A 19,301-nucleotide genomic window follows, 5' to 3' on the forward strand; every position below is an offset into this window, starting at 1 on the left:
TTAATAGTCATTTAAAATGTCACCTAACGGATCTCCAGAAGAAGATGCTCCTCCGTCTCCTCCACCGTTACCTTTGTTGTTTGTAACATTTAAGTAGATAATAGCTGCAGCAACACCAATAATTCCTGTAGCAATTAATGTAAGCTCTTTTACTGGTGCTAATGCAAAACCTAGGAAGAAGAATGGCCATACTTCTTTAGTTGCCATTAAGTTAATAACCATTGCATATCCTACTGCTACAACGAATCCACCACCAATACTCATTCCCTTAGTAAACCATTCTGGCAGTGCTCCTAGAGCTCCTTGGATAATAGAAGGATCAAGAAATACTAATAAAAGAGCAGGTATCACGATACGTAAACCTTGACACGCAAGTGCTATCATATGCCATAATTCAACACCTTTAAAGTTACCTTTTTCTGCTTCTCTATCAGCTTGGTGAACAATAACTACTGATAAAGTTCGAACAACCATAGTTAAAACTAGTCCCGCAGTTGCAAGAGCGACAGCTGTTCCAATTACGGTACCTTGATCTTTAAAATTATTTTTTGCAAAAATTATAGCTGAAGCTACAGAAGCAAGAGCCGCATCAGGCGCAACAGCCGCTCCTACATTTGCCCAACCTAAAGCCATTAATTGTAAAACTCCACCTAGCATAACACATTCTTTTATGTGCCCTGTCGCAATTCCAATTAACGAACATGCAATAATTGGCTGATGGAATTGGAACTGATCAAGGATTCCTTCCATTCCTGCTAGAAATGCGACGATTAATATTAAAATAATTGATAAAATATTAAAATCCATAATAACCTCCTAAAATTAAAGTTTTAATCCTTCGTTTTGTTTTTCTGAAATTAGTTTAAATAAGTCTGCTCTCTTGTCAGCAGCAACTTTTCTTACATCAAATTGAACACCTAAATCTCTAAGTTTCTTATAAGTGTCAACATCATTTTGATCCATTGAAAGTACATTATTTACCATAACTTTTCCAACAGTATGTGCCATTGAACCTACATTTAATTCCTTGATTTCTACACCTCTTTCAATTACATAAAGTGCATCCTGAGGGTTTTCAAATAGCAATAATGCTTTTGTATTTCCGAATCTTGGATCTTTTGAAACTTCTACTAATTTGTCAAGCGGAATAACATGTGCACGTACACCTGGAGGTGCTGCCTGCTCGATTAATTTTTTACGTAGTTCATCTTTTGAAACTGTGTCTGAAACAACAATAATTCTGTTTGGATTAGTTGCTTTTGTCCAGCTTGTTGCTACTTGTCCATGTAATAGACGAGTATCAATACGTGCTAATACAAATTTAATTTTTCCATCTCCAATAACTGTTCCTTCTGGAATGGCACCTTTAGGTGTATCATCCTGTGCTACAGCTTTTGGACCTTCATCTTTAGGTTGCAGACTTTCTGGACGAACTCTGATTTGATCTTTTCCTTCTGGAACAATAGCTTCTGCTACTTCGTGAGCTGTTTCCATATCTTCTCTTTCTGATAAGGCAGCTAGAAGCATTGGTAAATTAAGTCCTGCAACAATAGCTCTTGTTTCAGGTGCTTCTTCAAAGAAACGGTTTGACTGATTAAAAGGACTTCCTCCCCATAAATCAACAATAAATAGAACTTCTTCAGTTCCTAATTTTGTAATGGCATCCTGAATTTTTTTGTATAAATCATCAGGACCTTCACTTGGCATAAAGACAACTGATTCAAGTGCTTCTGTTTCACCTAGAATCATTGAAGCTGACTGTTTTATACCAGCTGCGAATTCACCGTGACTTGCAATGATAATTCCTACCATTTTGAACCTCCTTCTAAATAAAATATTTTTTTTATTCACTTATAATTTTAATTTTTTCATAAATTTTAAGGACTTTTTATAAAAATTAAAAATGAATAATCTCATAGTATAAGTGTACCACATTTTTTTAGATTTTCAAGTGTATTATTTAAATTTTAAAAAAATAATTTCAGTACACTTTTTATTAGTTTATAATACTGAAATAAATACATTTTAATAGCTTAATAGCATAAATAATTTTTGATAGTATATATAGGATGTTAAGATAATAAATATCTTTTAAAAAGAAATAATTATGAAATTCTGATTTTATTAAAAAAAACAGTTATCGCTGCATTAGATGATTTAATTGGAGCCTTCTATAAGAAGGAATCTTTTCATGAAGATAAACTTGTAATATTAAAGTTATTTGAAGGGAAAATTTTGAAAAATAGATTTGTTTTTAAATATTCTGAATTATATAGGCTGTGTCTGAAAACTCAAAATCTATGTTATTTTTAATGTTTTTTTGATTTTACAAATTATACAAATTACGATAAAATCAATGTTTATTATTTTTGATTTTCGAAAAATTTGTTAAAAATTCATTATTTTGATAGTTTTCAGACACACCCTAATAAAAAAAAAACTATTTTATAAAAATAAAATAGTAATATGAGTGATTTTTATGAAATGGTGCCGCTTGTCGGACTCGAACCAACCACCTACTGATTACAAGTCAGTTGCTCTACCAGATGAGCTAAAGCGGCAAAAAAATTAACAAAATTATTATAACGAATTTTTTTTTAAATGTCAAGGAATTTTTGTTTTTATTGAAAGAAATTTTTTTTAATGATATAATTGTGATAAATATTTGGCTGTTTGGAAGGTAGATATTAAGGAGTTTACTGATGAATAAATTTTATGTTATTATAATCGAGATTACTGTGGTTGTACTTGCTGGAATATATTCTATCTTAACGTGGCATTTTTTTGGAAGAGATCCCAAAAGAAAAGCTATTGTTCCTGAATTTACGGAGTCAGATTATATTTCTGCAATGTTTGTGGCATATATTAATGGCGAGAGAGATTCAAAGGAAATATTGAAATTAGGGGTATTATCATTAATGTTGAAGGGTTATATTTCTGAAGTTGCTGAAAATGGCACAGGAAATAGGAAATATGTTTTGAATCTGAAAAATAGGGATAATTTGAGATTGAGAAGGGAAACTTTGTTTGAAGAGGAAAATAACTTGCTGGATGTTCTTTCGGAAAATGAATTGTTTGAAAATAAACTGGGAATTATCAGATATAAAAATCGTATTGTATATTTTTTGGAAAAGAAATATAAAAGGATAATTTATAAAAACAATTATATATTTTTTATTCCAATAATATTTGGAATAGGAGTTTCTATAGTTTTTATCTTATTAGAATTATTACAAGGAAATCTTGAAAGTGCAATTATCGGAACAATGTTTATATTTATATGGCTTGAGTATGTACATGGAATGTCTAGAGGAATTTTAAAATTTTTATATACAATAGTTATGCTTGGAATAATTGTTGCTGTAATGGTGTATATGGAGATTTATTTGGGATTAAACCTATTTATTTTGGGAATAATGTTTTTAATTTATGAAAAGGTAATAGGAAAATATACAGTTTCAGGACAACGGAAAATGGAGTATATTGAAGGGCTTAAAATGTATTTTGAAACTGCAGAGAAAAATAGGATGGATAAATTTGAAACAGAAGAAGAGAAAATTAATTATTTCACTCAAATATACCCATATGTTATTGCACTTAAAATGAAAGATAAAAAAATAGGAATTTTTAAAGATTCTTTAGATTTTGTGAATACGATGGGAAGTTATGCTGACGCTCAATATTATGTTAACGAATATATAGAAGCACAATTTCCAATTCTTAGAAAACGACATATATTTTGGTAAGACAAGTGAACGATTGAAAAGATAAGAAATAACAAATTAAAAGGAGAAGAAATTTAAAAATGAAAATAGTGTATTTGGATAATGCAGCAACTACAAAAATGTCAGATAAAGTAATAAATGAGATGACGAAATCATTTAGCGAAAATTATGGAAATCCATCGTCTGTACATACATTAGGGCAACGTGCAAAATCGACTGTGGAGAATGCAAGACATATTGTTGCAAAAAATTTGAAAGCAGAAACAACTGAAATTGTGTTCACATCTGGTGGAGCTGAAGGGAATAATCTTGTGATAAGGGGATTTTTGAAAGCGAATAAGGATAAGGAGAAACATATCATAACGTCTAAAATAGAGCATTCTACGATTTTGAAGACCTTTGAACAATTAGAAAAAGAAGGATATGAAGTTTCGTATATTGGCGTTAATGAAACTGGAGTTGTAGATATCGAGGAATTGAAACGGGAATTGAGGGAAGATACGGCACTTGTTTCAATAATGTTTGTGAATAATGAAACTGGAGTTATTCAGCTAATTAAGGAAATTGGAGAAATTTTGGCAGAGAGAAATATATTTTTTCATACGGATGCAGTTCAGGCAATAGGAAAATTGAAAATTTTGCCAAAAGATTTGAAGATAAATGCTTTGACAGCAACAGCTCATAAATTTTACGGGCCTAAGGGAGCAGGATTTGTATTTATTGATAAAAAATATTCAGTTGAAAAGGAAATCTGGGGTGGCTCGCAGGAAAGGAACAGACGGGCTGGAACAGAAAATGTTCACGGAATTTTGGGACTTGGTGTGGCACTTGAGGAAGTTTATGAAAATTTGGAAGAAATATCAGAAAAAGAAAATAAACTGCAAAATTATCTAGAAAATAAACTGAAAATTGAAATTGAAAAACTTGGAAAAAAAATAAAAATAAATGGAGAAAAAGCTAATAGAATAAAAACAACAACGAATGTATACATAGAAGGAGTGGATATTCAAATGCTGCTAGTAGCACTAGATTTGAGAGGAATCTGTATAAGCGGCGGTTCTGCGTGTATGTCAGGCTCGCTTGAAAATTCACACGTTTTGAAGGCTATGGGACTTACTGACGAGGAATTGAAAGGTTCGTTTAGAATTAGTATTGGTAAAGATACTACTATTGAAGAAATAGATTATTTTGTAGAAAATTTAATTGAAGTTATTTTATAAATTAGTTTTTAATATTTCAACCAAAAGATTTCTTCATAATCTTAAATTCTATTTATTAATTTTTTATTTTGATATATTTTGATTAATAATTATTTTTTCGTTTATATTTTAATTTCTTTTAACGTAAAGGTATTATTCTTTTTATATTAAAAAAACATAAAAATTAATAAAAAGTATTTATTGACAACAGCTCATTTTATAAAATAAAAAAACATATTTAAAATTGGAGATTAAAATAAATGAAAAAAAATGAGAAGAAAAAGAAAAAATATAAATTTTTGTGTGTGAGTGATATTGAGATTTTGGCGGATATGGAAGAGGAGTTTTTGAAGCAGAGGTTTAAGGATGTGGATTTTATAATGTCTGCTGGAGATGTTTCCAATAATTATCTGGATTATCTTGTTTCGGTGCTAAATAAGGATTTGATTTGTGTTAATGGGAATCACACTTATAATAAGGATTACCCGCTGGGATTTGCGAAAGTGATTAATGGGAAATTTATAAAATATAAGGGGCTTCGGATATTGGGACTTGATGGGAGCAAAGTTTATTCGTTTCAGGAACATCAGTATAGTGAAAGTCAGATGAAAATGAAAATTTTGAAAAATATTTTTTTTCTTCGTAAAGGAGTTGACATTGTTTTGAGCCATGCTTCTCCAGAGGGAATACACGACAGGGATGACGGAGTTCATAACGGATTTAAGGTTTTTCATAAGGTTATACAGCATTTTAAGCCAAAATTGTGGATTCATGGGCATATACATTTGTCTAATTTTATGAATTATCAGGATACGCTGGTTGGAGAGACGATGGTATCGAATACGTTTGGGTATAGAATATTTACGATTGAAAAATAGATTTAGATTTTGATTCAGGAAAAGGATATTTTATTTGGATGTTTGGAGGAAAAATGGAAAATAGGACTTTGATGAGTGTGATGGAGGCGGAAGAGGCTTATAAAAAATTTTTGAAGTCGGCAAGAGGGATATTTGGTTTTAGTTTTAAGAAAAAGGAAAATCTGAAGTCGTTTTCGGAAATTCAGAAGGAAGAAAATGCCTATAATAGCGTTAATTTGGGAATAAAGGAAGTTTCACTTGATAAAATTGTAGGAAGTGTTGAAAAATATGCAGATTTTGATAAAAATTTTGTTCCTAAAAATAATGTTGTAAAGCAGAGATGGATAAATATTTACATTGGATATACATCGGATAGTATGCTTCCGATGGTTATTCTTTATAAAATAAAGGATAATTACTATGTTTACGACGGCAATCACAGAGTTTCGGTTGCGAAATTTCTAAATTTTGCGACTATTGAGGCACAGGTGGAGGAATTTTTGCCGACAAAGGATACGAAGGATAAGGTTATTTATCGGGAACGTATGATTTTTGAGAAAGAAACAGGGCTTTCTGATATTTCACTTTCAGAGCCGATAAAATATAAATATTTGCAAGAAGAAATTGAAAGCTATAAAATTCTTTTGAATAAGAGAAAAATTGAAAATACGGATCTGAAGGAAGCATCGAAAAAATGGTATGTAAATGTATTTTTACCAATAAAAACAATACTTTCAAAAAATGAAATAATTAAAAATTATAAGGGAAATCTGGATGATGTTTTTTTGTCTTTTTTAGAGCATAAATATTATTTGAGTAAAAATATTGGAAAAAATGTGGGATATTTGTATAGCATGATTAATTTTATAAATCTTGTAAAAACAAACGAAAATAGGGATTTGGAAAATATTTGTGAAATTCAGACGCAGGAATTGATGGAAAAATATAAAAAATTGGAAAAGATTGATAATGAACTTATAAATACAGATTTTAAAAAGAAAATGGGGAAAAATAAACTTTTGAAAAATAAAATAATAAATTATTTTTCGCAAGGAATAGAAAAATTACCTAACAAATATTCTGAATATTTATTTAAGAATGAGGAAGTTGCAAATGACGCTGTGTTGGAGAAGTTTGGTAATTATATTTTAAATTATGTGAAAATTTTGGATGCTCAAAAGAATAATAACTTGAATAATGAAAATAAAGTTTTGGAAAAAAGTGAAGATACTCTTGATGAAATAGAAGTAAATAAGGAAAAAAGTGAATTTGAGAATGTTGAAACTGATGTGTTGAATTATATACTTGAAATATTTTTGCCGATTGCTGAAATATTTTTGGAAATAAATGAAAAAGATGGATTTATTTTCAATGAATACGAAAAATTGCAAAATGAGTTTTTTAATTTGTTAAAATTGAAAAATTTACTTGAAGCAGAGGGAAAATTTGTAAAATACGAAAATATAATGAGTGAAAGTATAAAACTTGCCATTGATACAAAAAATAAAAAAATGCTTACTGGAGTTCAGGAATTTCTTGTTTCAGAAAAGAAAAAAGAATTTTTGAAAAACTTGAAAAAGCCAGAAATTTTTCAGGAAATACTGGAAAAATATGGAGAAATAAAAAAATACGAAACTTATGTAAAATTTTTTATAGCACTTGATAATTTTGGAGAAGAGGAATTTTTGAATAATTTGGAAAAAGATTTAAAAGAATTTTATTTGCAAGATGATAATGTGGTTGAGTATAAGACGGAAAAAGTTATGAAAATTGAAAATAGCAGCATTTTTGAAGATGATTATGAAATTGGATTTATAGATTTTTTTTGTAATAAATTTGTTTGGTAAGTTATTTTAAAATTTGTTAATAGGGAAGGGAATTAAAATGAATAATATAAAAGCGATATTTATGGATTTGGATGGAACAGTGCTGACAAGTGAGCATAAAGTTTCGGAAAATTTGATAAAAAAATTGAGAGAATTGGAAGAAAAGGGAGTGAAAACATTTATTGCAACTGGGAGAACCTTTATTTCTTCAAAGCCTTTTGTGGAAATGCTGGAGATAAAAAATCCAGTAATTAACTATAATGGAGGAAGAGTTACAAATCCGTTAAATAATGAAGTTATCTTTGAGAAACCTGTTGAGGCACAAGATGTTAAGGAACTTATTAAAGTTTCGAGAGAAAAGGGAATTCACTTAAATTTATATATGGATGACAAGTTATATATTGAAAATGAAACAGATGAAGGTAAAAAATATTCAGAAAGTGTCGAAATTCCATATTATGTTAAAAATTTTGATGAATTCATTGGAAAAACTTCTACAAAAGCATTATTTATTACAGAAAATTCGATTTTACTGGAGTTGAAAAAGGAGCTGGAAGAAAAATTGCCACATATAAATTTTGTATTTTCAAAGCCACATTATCTAGAATGCTTGAATAAGGAAGTAAATAAAGGACTGGCAATAAAGGAACTGTTGAAAAAATATGATATTTCTCCAGAAGAAACAATGGCATTTGGGGATCAGTGGAATGATTTGGAAATGTTGAAGTTTGTGAAATATGGGTATCTTATGGGAAATGCCACGGAAGAACTAAAACAGGAATTTTCAAAAGATAAAATAACTCTGTCAAATGATGAAGATGGGATTTATGAAGTGATAAAGGCACTTTAGGTATTTTTATAAAAATAGAAATTAGGTAGAAATTATGGAAAATAAATTTGTACATTTGAAATTGCATACGGAGTATTCACTGCTTGAAGGAGTAGGGAAAATAGATGAATATGTTGAAAAGGCTAAGAAAACAGGAGTAAAAGCACTTGCAATTACTGATACTTCGATGTTTGGGGCAATCGAGTTTTTTAAGAAGTGTAAAAATGCTGGAATAAAGCCGATTATTGGACTTGAGGTGTTTCTTGACGGACTGGAGAAAGTGGGGGAATTTTCGCTTACTTTACTTGCTAAAAATCAGAATGGGTATAAAAATTTATCAAAATTGTCGTCAATTTCATATAGCAGGTTTACACGGAATAGGAATAAGATTAAGTATGACGAATTGAAAAAATATTCGGATGACTTATATATTTTGTCGGGCGGGATAAATAGTGAAGTTGTAAAGGGTATTCTAGATTTGGAAAACACTCAGGTTAGAAGGGTTGTTGAAAAACTTGGTAAAGATTTTGGGGATAATTTTTTTATTGAAGTTCCTGCTGTGGAAAGGCTGGAAAAGGCTAGGAAAATGCTTTTTGACATTGTGCGTAAAAATAAATTTGATAATTTTGTTATTACGAATGATGTTTATTATCCAAATCGGAAAGATGCAGTTTTGCAGAAAATCGTGGAGTCGATAAAAGAGGGAAGCAAAATTGATACAGAAAAATCGGAAAATAGTGAAATTTTGTATGATGATCTGTATTTAAAATCTGAAAATGAAATAGAAAAAAGTTTTGAAAATAAGGAATATAGTGAATTTTATGAAACTGGAATTAATAATGTGGAAAAAATTATGGAAAACTGCAATGTTGATTTTGAGTTTCATCATTTTAAATTTCCAAAATATTCGTTGCCGCAAAATATAAGTGAAAAGGAGTTTTTACGAAATCTAGTATTTGAGGGGCTTTTTCACAAATATTTGAAAAAATCTGTTTCAGATTCTGAAAAATTGCAGTTGGATAAAAATTTTGAGATAATTCAAAAAGAGATTGCAAAAGATGAAATTGCTGGGCAGAAATTGAAAGAAGTTAAAATTCGGGAAGAATTATTAAAGAATAATTTGGAAAATGTTTTGGAGCGTGCAGAGTATGAGCTGGAAATTATTGATAAAATGGGATACAATGGATATTTTATCATTGTCTGGGATTTTATAAAATTCTCACGTGAAAATGGGGTTTATGTTGGGCCTGGAAGGGGTTCTGCGGCTGGGAGCATTGTTTCGTATGCCTTGAATATTACAGAAATTGACCCGCTTGAATATAACTTGATTTTTGAACGTTTTTTGAATCCTGAACGTATTTCGATGCCTGATATTGACATAGATTTTGATCAGGAACAGCGGGAAATTGTTATAAATTATGTGGTGAATAAATACGGGGCAGAGTATGTGGCACATATTATTACGTTTGGAACGCTAAAGGCTAGGCTTGCGATTCGTGATGTGGGACGTGTGTTAAATGTTTCGCTTGTAAAAGTCGATAAAATCGCTAAAATGATACCGTTTAATACGGAACTGAAAGATGCTCTGAACAATATTCCTGAATTTAGGAAAATGTATGGAACTGACAGGGAAATAAAAAAGGTGATTGATTATTCGCTTAAATTGGAGGGGAAAGTGCGACACGCCTCTGTTCATGCGGCTGGAGTCGTTATTTCCAAAGATGTGCTAAGTGATGAGATTCCGACTTATTCTGATGGGAAGACAAAGATTGTTTCGACGCAGTATCAGATGAAGGAACTGGAAGAGCTGGGAATTTTAAAAATGGATTTTCTTGGCTTGAAAAATCTCACGATTTTGCGGAAAACTGTGGAAAATATTGAGAAAAGACGAAAAACAAAAATTGTATTAAATGATATTCCTCTAAATGATGAAAAAACGTATGAATTGCTTACAAAGGCTGATACAATGGGAGTTTTCCAATGTGAGTCGGCTGGAATCAGAAGCCTTATGAAGAAAATGAAAATTGAAAAATTTGAGGACATAATCGCATTGCTTGCACTGTACCGTCCAGGACCTTTGCGAAGTGGAATGGTGGATGATTTTATTAATGTGAAAAATAACAGGACTGAGATAAAATATATTGATGATTCGCTAAAATACATACTTGAGGAAACTTATGGAATAATTTTGTATCAGGAGCAGGTTATGAAAATTGTGAGTGAAATGGCAAATTATTCACTTGGAGAAGCTGATGAGCTACGGCGTGCAATTGGAAAGAAAAATCCTGAACTAATGAAGAAAAATCGTGAAAAATTTGTAACAAATGCTGAAAAAAACGGAGTTTTTTCGAAAAAGGCAAATGAAATTTATGATTTAGTGGAAAAATTTGGTGGATATGGATTTAATAAGTCACATTCGGCGGCTTATGCCTTGATTGTTTACTGGACAGCGTATTTTAAGGCAAATTATCCATTGGAATTTTTTGCTGCGATAATAACAACCGAAGTGCATAATCTGGATAGATTTGTTGTTTTTGTGAATGAAGCGAAAGAAAAAGGAATTAATATATTTTTACCAGATGTGAATTTGTCTGATTATGATTTTGAAATTGAAGAAAGTTTTGAAAATAATAACGAAATAAAAAAAATGGGAATTAGATTTGGACTATTTGCGGTAAAAGGTATTGGAGCGGCTTTAATTAATGAAATAAAAAAAGAAAGAGAAAATGGGGATTTTTCCTCTTATGAAGATTTTGTTTATCGGATGAAGCAAAATGGGATTACGAAAAAGCAGTTGGAATCGTTTATTTTATCAGGAGCTTTGGATAAATTAAACGGGAATAGATTTGAAAAATACAAGTCTATTGATAAAATTTTAGAATATAGCCAGAAAAAATATGAATCTGAAGAGGATTTGCAAATGATTTTATTTAGTGGCGAGAAGAAATTTAAAGGTAAGTTTGAAATGGAAAAGGCTGATGAATTTCCTCAAAAAGTTTTGCTTGAAAATGAGAAGGAATATCTTGGAATTTATGTTTCAAGCCATCCGTTAAATGAGAAAAAAAGATTGATAAATATAATTTCCCATAATAAAATATCAGAAATTTCACAAAAGGAGTTAAAAAAAGTACGAATTATTGGAATAGTAAAAAATGTAAAAAAATTTGCAACACGAGCTGGAAAAGAGCCGATGGTAAAATTTGAAATGGAAGATTTTCAAAAAAACATTGAAGTTGTTTGTTTTCCAAGAGAATACGTAACTTTTGGCTATAAAATTACGGAAGGGCAGATTATGGTGCTGGAAGGAATTGTAAATTCTGAGCAAAATAAAAATACAGTTATTTTAAATAATATTTGTAACATTGAAAATCTGGAAGAAAATAAAAATCTAAAATTATACATCTTAATTGACGAAGAAGTGAAAGAAAAAAATCAAAAACTAAAAGAAATTATTTTAAAAAATAAAGGAGATAATCAAGTATTTTTGGCATTTAAAACGAATGAGAAAAAGGAAGTTGTGAAATTATCTAAGAAATATAATGTGAATTTGTCGCTGAAATTTATTAGGAAAGTTGCAAAATTATTTGGAATTGAGAGAATAAAATTAAGATAAATAGTTTTATAAAATAGATTTTATTATAAAAATTATGGTTAAGAAAATTTAAAAATAATTTAATTAAATAGGAATAAGTTTAATCTTAATTTTTTTTAATGAAATTAAAATTTATATTATTGAATAGTTCTGATATATTTATTTGATTTTAAGAAGAATTAGTTATATAATAAGAAAAAATTTAAAGGAGCGAGAAGATGAATTTTTTTGCAAAAAAATTGAAAAACTTTTTTTCAGTAATATTTGTTATCGCGATATTTATTACATTTACTGTTCTAACGTTTTCAGAAAATTCAGAATTTCTGGCAATTGGGAATTTAAAAATTGTACGGCAAGAGCCATTAGTAATAAAAAGGGAGGATTTAAATATTACAATTGAAAAAAATAGGACAATAAAAGTAAATAGTGTCTATACATTTGAAAACATTGGAAATTACAATGTAAAATCAACATTTATGTTTTGGCTTGATACAAATGTGGAAAAGACTGATAAAAAGGATTTTAGTAATAAAAATACAAATAATCGAGGAAAATTTGTAAAAAACATAAAATTTTTGACAGATTATAAAAAAGCACAAAGTCTGCGAGCAGTCATTAACTTTGATGAAAGTATTTATGAAAATCAGGTTACAGACAATATTCAGCGTGAATGGTTTGCCATTTCAAAAGTAATTCCATCAATGGAAGAAGGAAAAGTGGCTGTTTATTATGACTTAATAAATACTAAATTTTCAAGAAATAAAGATTTTGTGTATAGTTTTGATTTAGTGGAAAACTTTTTTAATAAGAACAAAGCAGAAGTTTTATACGTAAATATTTATAATAAATCAGATTTAAAAATTAAGAATATAGATTTTAAAGGTTATGAATTTAAAAATATCAGTAAAAATAATAAAAAAGAGCATTACCAGCTGCTTGAAGGCGGCGTAAACTTAGATGGAAAACTTGTAATAAAATTTGAGTAGATTTTAAATTTATTTGAGATAAAAATTAAATATAAAAAACGAAAAGAGGAAAAATGAGAATTGTAGCAGGAGTACTGAAAAATAGGAGAATAAAATCAAGGGAAGGAAGAGAAACTAGACCTACGCTAGAAAGAATAAAAGAGGCAATTTTCAGCATAATTGGAGAAAAAGTTGCAGATGCCAAATTTTTGGATTTGTATTCAGGAACTGGGAATGTTTCGTTTGAAGCACTTAGCCGTGGGGCAAAAAGAGCAATTATGATTGAGGAAGATAAGGAGGCTCTTAGAATAATTATTGAAAATGTAAATCATTTAGGCATAGAAGAAAAATGTCGTGCCTATAAAAATGATGTTTCTCGTGCGATAGAAATTCTAGCGAGAAAAAATGAAATATTTGACATAATATTTTTGGATCCGCCTTACAAGGAAAATATTTCAACAAAAACGATTGAAAAAATATCAGAAGAAAATCTTTTGGAACGAGATGGAATTATAATTTCAGAACACAGCACGTATGAGAAAATGGCTGATAAAATAGGTAATTTTGTGAAGTACGACGAGAGGGATTATAATAAGAAGGTGGTTAGTTTTTATAGGTTTGAGAATTAAATAAAAAATATGAAGGAGAAAAATAAAAATGGCAGTAAAAAAACAAAGTTATGAAGAAAATATTGCACAAATTGATGAAATTTTGGAAAAATTGGAAAGTGAAGAATTGTCGCTAGATGATTCGATTTCTGAATACGAGAAGGCGATTAAGCTCATTAAAGATTCGGAAAAATTGCTTGAATCTGGAGAAGGGAAAGTTATGAAGGTGCTTGAAAAAAATGGGAAACTGGAAATGGAAAAGTTTGAATAAAGATAGGCAGATTTTCAAAGATAGTAGAATATTTAAAATTTTTGAGTTCAGTTTTGAAGTAAATTTATTTTAAGAAGATTGTTTTTTAAAAATAAAAATTTGAGTGATTGGGGGTAAAATGTTACGGGAATATTTGGAAGATAAAAAGAAAATTGTAGAAGGCAATTTAAAGGAATTACTTGGCAATTATGAAAATAAATATCCTGAAAAATTGTCGGAGGCAATGGAATATGCGGTTATGAACGGAGGAAAGCGAATACGTCCTATTTTGATGTATATGATTTGTGATTTGTTTGAAAAAAATAATTGTAAAAGTTATGATAAAATTAAGGAAATTGCTGCTGCACTTGAGTTTATACATTGCTATTCACTTGTTCACGATGATTTACCAGCGATGGACAATGATGATTACAGACGTGGTAAACTTACAGTTCACAAAAAATACAATGAAGCAATTGGGGTTCTTGTGGGAGATGTTCTTTTGACAGAAGCCTTTGGAATAATTGCTAATTCTAAAAGTTTAGGAGATAAAAATAAGATTGAAATTATTTCGAAATTGTCTGAATATGCAGGATTTTTTGGAATGGTTGGCGGGCAGTTTGTGGATATGGAGTCTGAAAATAAGAAAGTGGAAATTGACACATTAAAATATATTCACGCTCATAAGACTGGAAAATTACTGACTGCTGCGATTGAATTGCCAATGATTGCTTTGGATATTGAAAGTGAAAAGCGTGAAAAAATGGTAGAATATTCAAAATTATTGGGAATTGCCTTTCAGATTAAGGATGATATTCTGGATATTGAAGGGAATTTTGAGGAAATTGGTAAAAAATCGAATGATGCTCAAAATGAAAAGACGACTTATCCGAGTATTTTTGGGCTTGAGAAAAGCAAAAAGTTGTTGCAGGAATATTTGGAAAAAGCAAAAAAGATTATTGAGAATGAGTTTGAGGGAAATCAATTATTTTTGGAATTAACGGATTATTTTGGGAATAGAAAAAAATAATAAAAGATTTCTGATGATTTTTTCGATAATTTTAGGTTATGTGATAATGACGTTTTTATAAAAAATAAAAAAATAGTTAGAAGGAAGTGAGATATTATGAAAATAAAAAAATTACTGATGATGGTATTAGTGCTGTTATCTGTACAAATGTGTGGGCCTGAACCTAAATTGGACTACAACGTTACAAAAAGTGAAAGTTACAAAATTTCTGAAAAAAAAATGAAAAAGAATTCATTAGAAGTAAAAAAAGGTTTTGAAGCTGACAATGATAAATTTAGAAATAAAGCTAAAGAAGTCACTAAAAAATTTATAGAAGATATGATGGCAAAAGAATTTCAAAATAAAAATGAAACATTTGCTACTCAGGCAATGAAACAAATGGTAGTTAATATGATAGAAAAAGGTATCGAGTATCAAAAAAGTAAAATAGAAGAAATTAGATTTTTTAATGATGAAGAAGTGCAAATTACTCAGAAAGTAAAAGTTTTTGATAATAGCAAAGGGAACATTGCAAAACTTCAAAATGAATATGAACTTTTAAAGCTTGTTGCACAAAAATTGCAATATAAAGATATACAAGATATGTCATCTCAAATGGAAAAAATGGATAAGAAAGAAGCTTTTTCTAAATTTATGAATGGTATAAGCGGAGTTATAGAAGATGAATTTAAAAAAGAAGAAAATTATACAGAAATGACTACAACTGTTAATATGAATAAAGTAAATAATACTTGGCATATAAAAAATTTAGATGAACAAATTAAAGCGATAGAAATGATATTTTCAAATTTATCAAACAGTATGTAAAAAATATAAAAGGATAGATAGTTATGTTTATAGAAAATAAAAGTTATTATTATATTGAAGAATTTGAAAAATACGGTATTACGGCAGTTTATACAAAGAAAATCGCTGGAAATATGTCTGATTATTGCCCAATCGAAAATCAGGAAGAAGGAATACAAAAAAAAAATCGTGAAAAGTTATTAGAAGACTTGAATTTAACAGATAAACAGGAAGTGATGGCATTTCAGACACATTCTAACAATGTAAAAACCATTGATGAAGATACAACGAAATATTATTATGAAAAAGAAGAAGATATTGATGGATTTCTGACAAAAAGGAAAGATATTGCAATTTTTACATTTTATGCGGATTGTTTGCCGATTTTTGTATATGATAAGGAAAATCAGGTTATTGGGGTGTGGCATTCAGGATGGCCGGGGACATTTAAGGAAATAATGAAGTCAGGACTTTTGGAAATGAAAAAAAATTATGGAACGAAAATTGAGAATGTAATAATGGCATTAGGAATTGGAATCGGACAAAAGGACTATGAAGTTGGAAATGAGTTTTATGATAAGTTTATGGAAAAATTTGGAAAAAGTGATGGCAAAATTGTAGAAGAATCATTCTGGTTTAATGAAGAAACAAAAAAATATCATTTTGACAATACAAAATTTAATGAACTTATGGCATTGAAATTTGGGATAAAAAAGGAAAATTTGATTATAGCAAATGAAAGCACATTTAATGAGAAATTTCATTCTTATAGAAGGGATGGAAAAAATGCTGGAAGGGCTACAGCAATGATTAGTTTTAAATAAATAAAAAATATATTTTAAGAAAGGAAAAATTTATGAAAAAGATTTTAACATTAGCATTTTTAGTAATTGGAGTGACAACATTTTCTGCTAGCTGTGACTGGTTTAAAGAGAATACAGAATATGCAGATAAAATGGTGGAACTTGTAAAGAAAGAGAGATTGACAAACAAGGTTTATTGTGATACGGACCAAAAAAAAATGGTTTATGAAACTGTGGATAACGATACTAATGAAAAATATATAGAAATAGGATTAAGTTACAACAAGAACAAGAAAAATAGTTTTACTTATGAAGATATTTTAAATTCTTTTGTGGAATTTGAAAAAGATGTAGATAAATTATACCCTTGGGTAAATTTAACAAAACTAGAGTATCAAAATGCTCCAAGATACTATAATTACAGAATGTACGTATATAATCCCGAAACTCAAAATGAATACATGGCTTTCCTAGTTACCTATGATACATCTAATGGAACTTGGAATAAATATTACAGTAATGAATTTTGGAACGGAGAAAATGAAAATGAAAAAGAAATAATAAACGTAATAAAAGAAACTGGATTAAAAGAAACAGATGATATAATTTACTAATTAAATTACGCCAAAGCACTCATAGTATTAAAAATGAGATGAATGGCGTATTTTTTCTAATAATTTAATTAAATAACTTTATTTTCACTAACTATAAAATTTAAAATCATATCATGACTTTCTGTTGGAACTTCATCAACTATTTGAAAATCATAACATATACCAATAAACAAAACTTTTTTATTTTTTTCTCTAACTTTTTTCAAAAACGTATCATAATATCCACCGCCAAATCCAATTCGATTTTTTTCAAAATCAAAGACAACTGCTGGAACAATTACAATATCCAAAATGTTTTCGTTATAAAAATCGCTGGAAGAAGATTCATAATATCCAAATTTATGTAATACAAGCTCATTTTCGTTATATTTATTAATTTTCATTTCTCTATTTTTACTATCTGTAATTTTTGGAATAAAAAAACTTTTCTCAGGATAAAGTTTCATCAATTTTGTGATTCTCACTTCATTTTTCATATCCATAAAAATCATTATATTTTCAGCATTTTTTATAAATTTTTCTAAATTTTGAATAATTAAATCACTTTTTTTTTCTACTTCTTCAGTGGATAAATTATTTCTTTTTTTCAAAATTTCTTGTCTAATTTTATCCTTTTCTAGCTGTAAGTTTAACTTTTCATTTTTCATACAAAAATCTCCCCTTTTATAAAAAATATTTTTTAAATTATTTAATTTTCATTGGAATGCCAGACACCACAAAATAAACTTCATCAGCCCTTTTTGCCACAGCCTGATTCATTTTTCCTGCAATTTCACGAAAATAACGTCCCAATGGATAACTCGGCACAAGCCCCAATCCCAGCTCATTTGACACAATTATCGTATTTTCAAATTGATTTGTTATATTCAGCAGTTCATTTACTGTGTTTTCCACATTTTTGTCCAACTTTTCCACAATTTTTACATAAGATTTTTTGTCAAAATTATCCCAGTCAACATCCTTTTCCTCAAAAATTATGTTAGTAATCATAGTTGTAAGACAGTCCACAAGCATATTATTCTTAATGCCATTTTTTGTTTTAGGAAAATATTCATTTAAACTATTTTCAAAATTTTTATAAGTTTCCACAGTTCCCCAATTGTTTTTCCTTCTCTCCTTATGCAACCTCACCTTTTCCTTCATTTCCTCATCAAACACAAGCGATGTTGCCAAATACACATTTTCCTGCTTCCCATTATTCAAACTTAAAATTAACTCTTCAGCAAACTTGCTTTTCCCACTTTTTGCCCCGCCAGTAACAAAAATTAATGCCATTCCTTTCACTCCCTTTTCACAATTTTCTATAAACAAAAAAACAACCTCATATAAAAGTTGTTGTTTTTAATTTTTTGTTCCAATCCTTGTTTTAATGGATTCACTATTCTTACAATATAAAGAAGAAATAAAAAGGGCAATCAGGACCATGTTTCAATCCTTATTTTAATGGATTCACTATTCTTACGAGCTTGGATTTGCTTTAAAAGAAATTCAAGAAATTCAGTCTCAATCCTTGTTTTAATGGATTCACTATTCTTACATCCCGTACTTTTGAGAAAACCCTTTACTTATCAATGTTACAAGAATTTTTTCAGACATTAAAATCGCATTTTTTTGATTAATTTTTGTCATTTTTTGCTGTTTTTTTAGCATTTTCCGTAACTCCTAACTAGCATTTTTACTGGCTTTAAGTGGATTTTTCTCTGCATTTTTAATTTTTAGTAGTGGTAGGAATTTTTTCTACAAACTTATTGTACCATATTTTTTTGATTTTTCAAAGTTTTTTATAAAAATTTCCCCGTCTAAATATTTTATATTAAACTCCATTTAAAAAATAGAAATAAAATTTTACAACAATTAATTTGGTAGTCTTGTTAAAAAAAATCTAATTTTTAAGTATCCGTCTTAGAGACTTTTATAATTTTATTTATAAATATTATGATTAATAAATATTTTTTCGTATTTTATTTATATGTTTTTTTAACGAAATTTTTCTTATTTAATATTTTCTAAAATTTAAGAATTTAAATATAATAATTTTTATAATTTTATGTAGAATGTCGTGATTTTTTTGGAATAAAAACGATTGTCTGAGCGTCAGCGAGTTTCGTTTTTGTTTCAAAAAAATGCTTAGACGAGCCAGGGTTGCAAGGGAAATGGCGATTGATTTCCCTTGCTTATATAAAAAGAAAAAACATAGAATTAAGAAAAACATTTGTT

General features: G+C 28.9%; 17 protein-coding genes and 1 tRNA gene. 13 read left to right on the forward strand and 5 right to left on the reverse strand.

From position 1 onward, the window contains the following. The 3 genes from LEBU_RS02315 to LEBU_RS02325 all read right to left on the reverse strand — a co-directional run bounded on the left by LEBU_RS02315 (position 1) and on the right by LEBU_RS02325 (position 2,561). Complete coding sequence (locus LEBU_RS02315) at positions 1-807, reverse strand: PTS mannose/fructose/sorbose transporter subunit IIC (protein WP_012806550.1); 807 nt, start codon at positions 805-807, stop codon at positions 1-3. A gap of 15 nt (positions 808-822) precedes the next feature. Continuing rightward, positions 823-1,812 (reverse strand): mannose/fructose/sorbose PTS transporter subunit IIA, encoded by a 990-nt coding sequence (locus tag LEBU_RS02320; protein WP_012806551.1) that lies wholly within the window; start codon positions 1,810-1,812, stop codon positions 823-825. 673 nt (positions 1,813-2,485) lie between these two features. After that, positions 2,486-2,561, reverse strand: a tRNA-Thr gene (locus tag LEBU_RS02325). Between the two features lie 141 nt (positions 2,562-2,702). Between LEBU_RS02325 and LEBU_RS02330 the strand changes: the two genes are divergently transcribed. From LEBU_RS02330 to LEBU_RS02390, 13 genes are all read left to right on the forward strand, one after another. Next, a complete protein-coding gene (locus LEBU_RS02330; protein ID WP_012806552.1) occupies positions 2,703-3,746 on the forward strand; it encodes a DUF2207 domain-containing protein in 1,044 nt (347 codons plus the stop codon). Between the two features lie 59 nt (positions 3,747-3,805). Then, positions 3,806-4,945, forward strand: coding sequence for a cysteine desulfurase family protein (locus LEBU_RS02335; protein ID WP_012806553.1), 1,140 nt, complete (start codon positions 3,806-3,808; stop codon positions 4,943-4,945). Positions 4,946-5,184: 239 nt separating this feature from the next. Continuing rightward, a complete protein-coding gene (locus LEBU_RS02340; RefSeq protein WP_012806554.1) occupies positions 5,185-5,802 on the forward strand; it encodes a metallophosphoesterase family protein in 618 nt (205 codons plus the stop codon). 53 nt (positions 5,803-5,855) lie between these two features. After that, complete coding sequence (locus LEBU_RS11560) at positions 5,856-7,628, forward strand: DUF4032 domain-containing protein (protein WP_012806555.1); 1,773 nt, start codon at positions 5,856-5,858, stop codon at positions 7,626-7,628. A 37-nt stretch (positions 7,629-7,665) separates the two neighbouring features. Further along, positions 7,666-8,457 (forward strand): Cof-type HAD-IIB family hydrolase, encoded by a 792-nt coding sequence (locus LEBU_RS02350; RefSeq protein ID WP_012806556.1) that lies wholly within the window; start codon positions 7,666-7,668, stop codon positions 8,455-8,457. Between the two features lie 34 nt (positions 8,458-8,491). Further along, positions 8,492-12,049 carry a DNA polymerase III subunit alpha gene (gene dnaE, locus LEBU_RS02355; RefSeq protein ID WP_012806557.1) on the forward strand — a complete coding sequence of 1,186 codons (3,558 nt, stop codon included), beginning with the start codon at positions 8,492-8,494 and terminating at the stop codon, positions 12,047-12,049. 197 nt (positions 12,050-12,246) lie between these two features. Then, on the forward strand, positions 12,247-13,014 hold the full coding sequence (locus LEBU_RS02360) for a hypothetical protein (protein WP_012806558.1): 768 nt from the start codon (positions 12,247-12,249) through the stop codon (positions 13,012-13,014). 53 nt (positions 13,015-13,067) lie between these two features. Further along, entirely contained in the window at positions 13,068-13,622 is a 555-nt protein-coding gene (rsmD, locus tag LEBU_RS02365) for a 16S rRNA (guanine(966)-N(2))-methyltransferase RsmD (RefSeq protein WP_012806559.1), read from the forward strand. A 28-nt stretch (positions 13,623-13,650) separates the two neighbouring features. Continuing rightward, positions 13,651-13,872 carry an exodeoxyribonuclease VII small subunit gene (gene xseB, locus LEBU_RS02370; RefSeq protein WP_012806560.1) on the forward strand — a complete coding sequence of 74 codons (222 nt, stop codon included), beginning with the start codon at positions 13,651-13,653 and terminating at the stop codon, positions 13,870-13,872. A gap of 118 nt (positions 13,873-13,990) precedes the next feature. Beyond that, on the forward strand, positions 13,991-14,881 hold the full coding sequence (locus tag LEBU_RS02375) for a polyprenyl synthetase family protein (protein WP_012806561.1): 891 nt from the start codon (positions 13,991-13,993) through the stop codon (positions 14,879-14,881). Positions 14,882-14,977: 96 nt separating this feature from the next. Then, positions 14,978-15,688: a hypothetical protein gene (locus tag LEBU_RS02380; protein ID WP_012806562.1), complete on the forward strand. Its 711-nt coding sequence runs from the start codon at positions 14,978-14,980 to the stop codon at positions 15,686-15,688. Between the two features lie 23 nt (positions 15,689-15,711). Continuing rightward, on the forward strand, positions 15,712-16,491 hold the full coding sequence (gene pgeF, locus LEBU_RS02385) for a peptidoglycan editing factor PgeF (RefSeq protein ID WP_012806563.1): 780 nt from the start codon (positions 15,712-15,714) through the stop codon (positions 16,489-16,491). Between the two features lie 32 nt (positions 16,492-16,523). Then, positions 16,524-17,084, forward strand: a complete 561-nt coding sequence (locus tag LEBU_RS02390; RefSeq protein WP_012806564.1) for a hypothetical protein — start codon at positions 16,524-16,526, stop codon at positions 17,082-17,084. A gap of 68 nt (positions 17,085-17,152) precedes the next feature. On the opposite strand, the gene LEBU_RS02395 is transcribed toward LEBU_RS02390, so the two are convergent. Together LEBU_RS02395 and cobU are read right to left on the reverse strand one after the other, a co-directional pair. Next, the gene (locus LEBU_RS02395) at positions 17,153-17,731 is read right to left on the reverse strand and encodes a 5-formyltetrahydrofolate cyclo-ligase (protein ID WP_012806565.1); all 579 of its coding nucleotides are present in this window, start codon (positions 17,729-17,731) and stop codon (positions 17,153-17,155) included. Positions 17,732-17,768: 37 nt separating this feature from the next. Beyond that, positions 17,769-18,359 carry a bifunctional adenosylcobinamide kinase/adenosylcobinamide-phosphate guanylyltransferase gene (cobU, locus tag LEBU_RS02400; RefSeq protein WP_012806566.1) on the reverse strand — a complete coding sequence of 197 codons (591 nt, stop codon included), beginning with the start codon at positions 18,357-18,359 and terminating at the stop codon, positions 17,769-17,771. Between the last annotated feature and the right edge of the window lie 942 nt (positions 18,360-19,301).

Origin of the sequence: Leptotrichia buccalis C-1013-b (assembly GCF_000023905.1) — a bacterium.
Lineage (GTDB): Bacteria > Fusobacteriota > Fusobacteriia > Fusobacteriales > Leptotrichiaceae > Leptotrichia > Leptotrichia buccalis.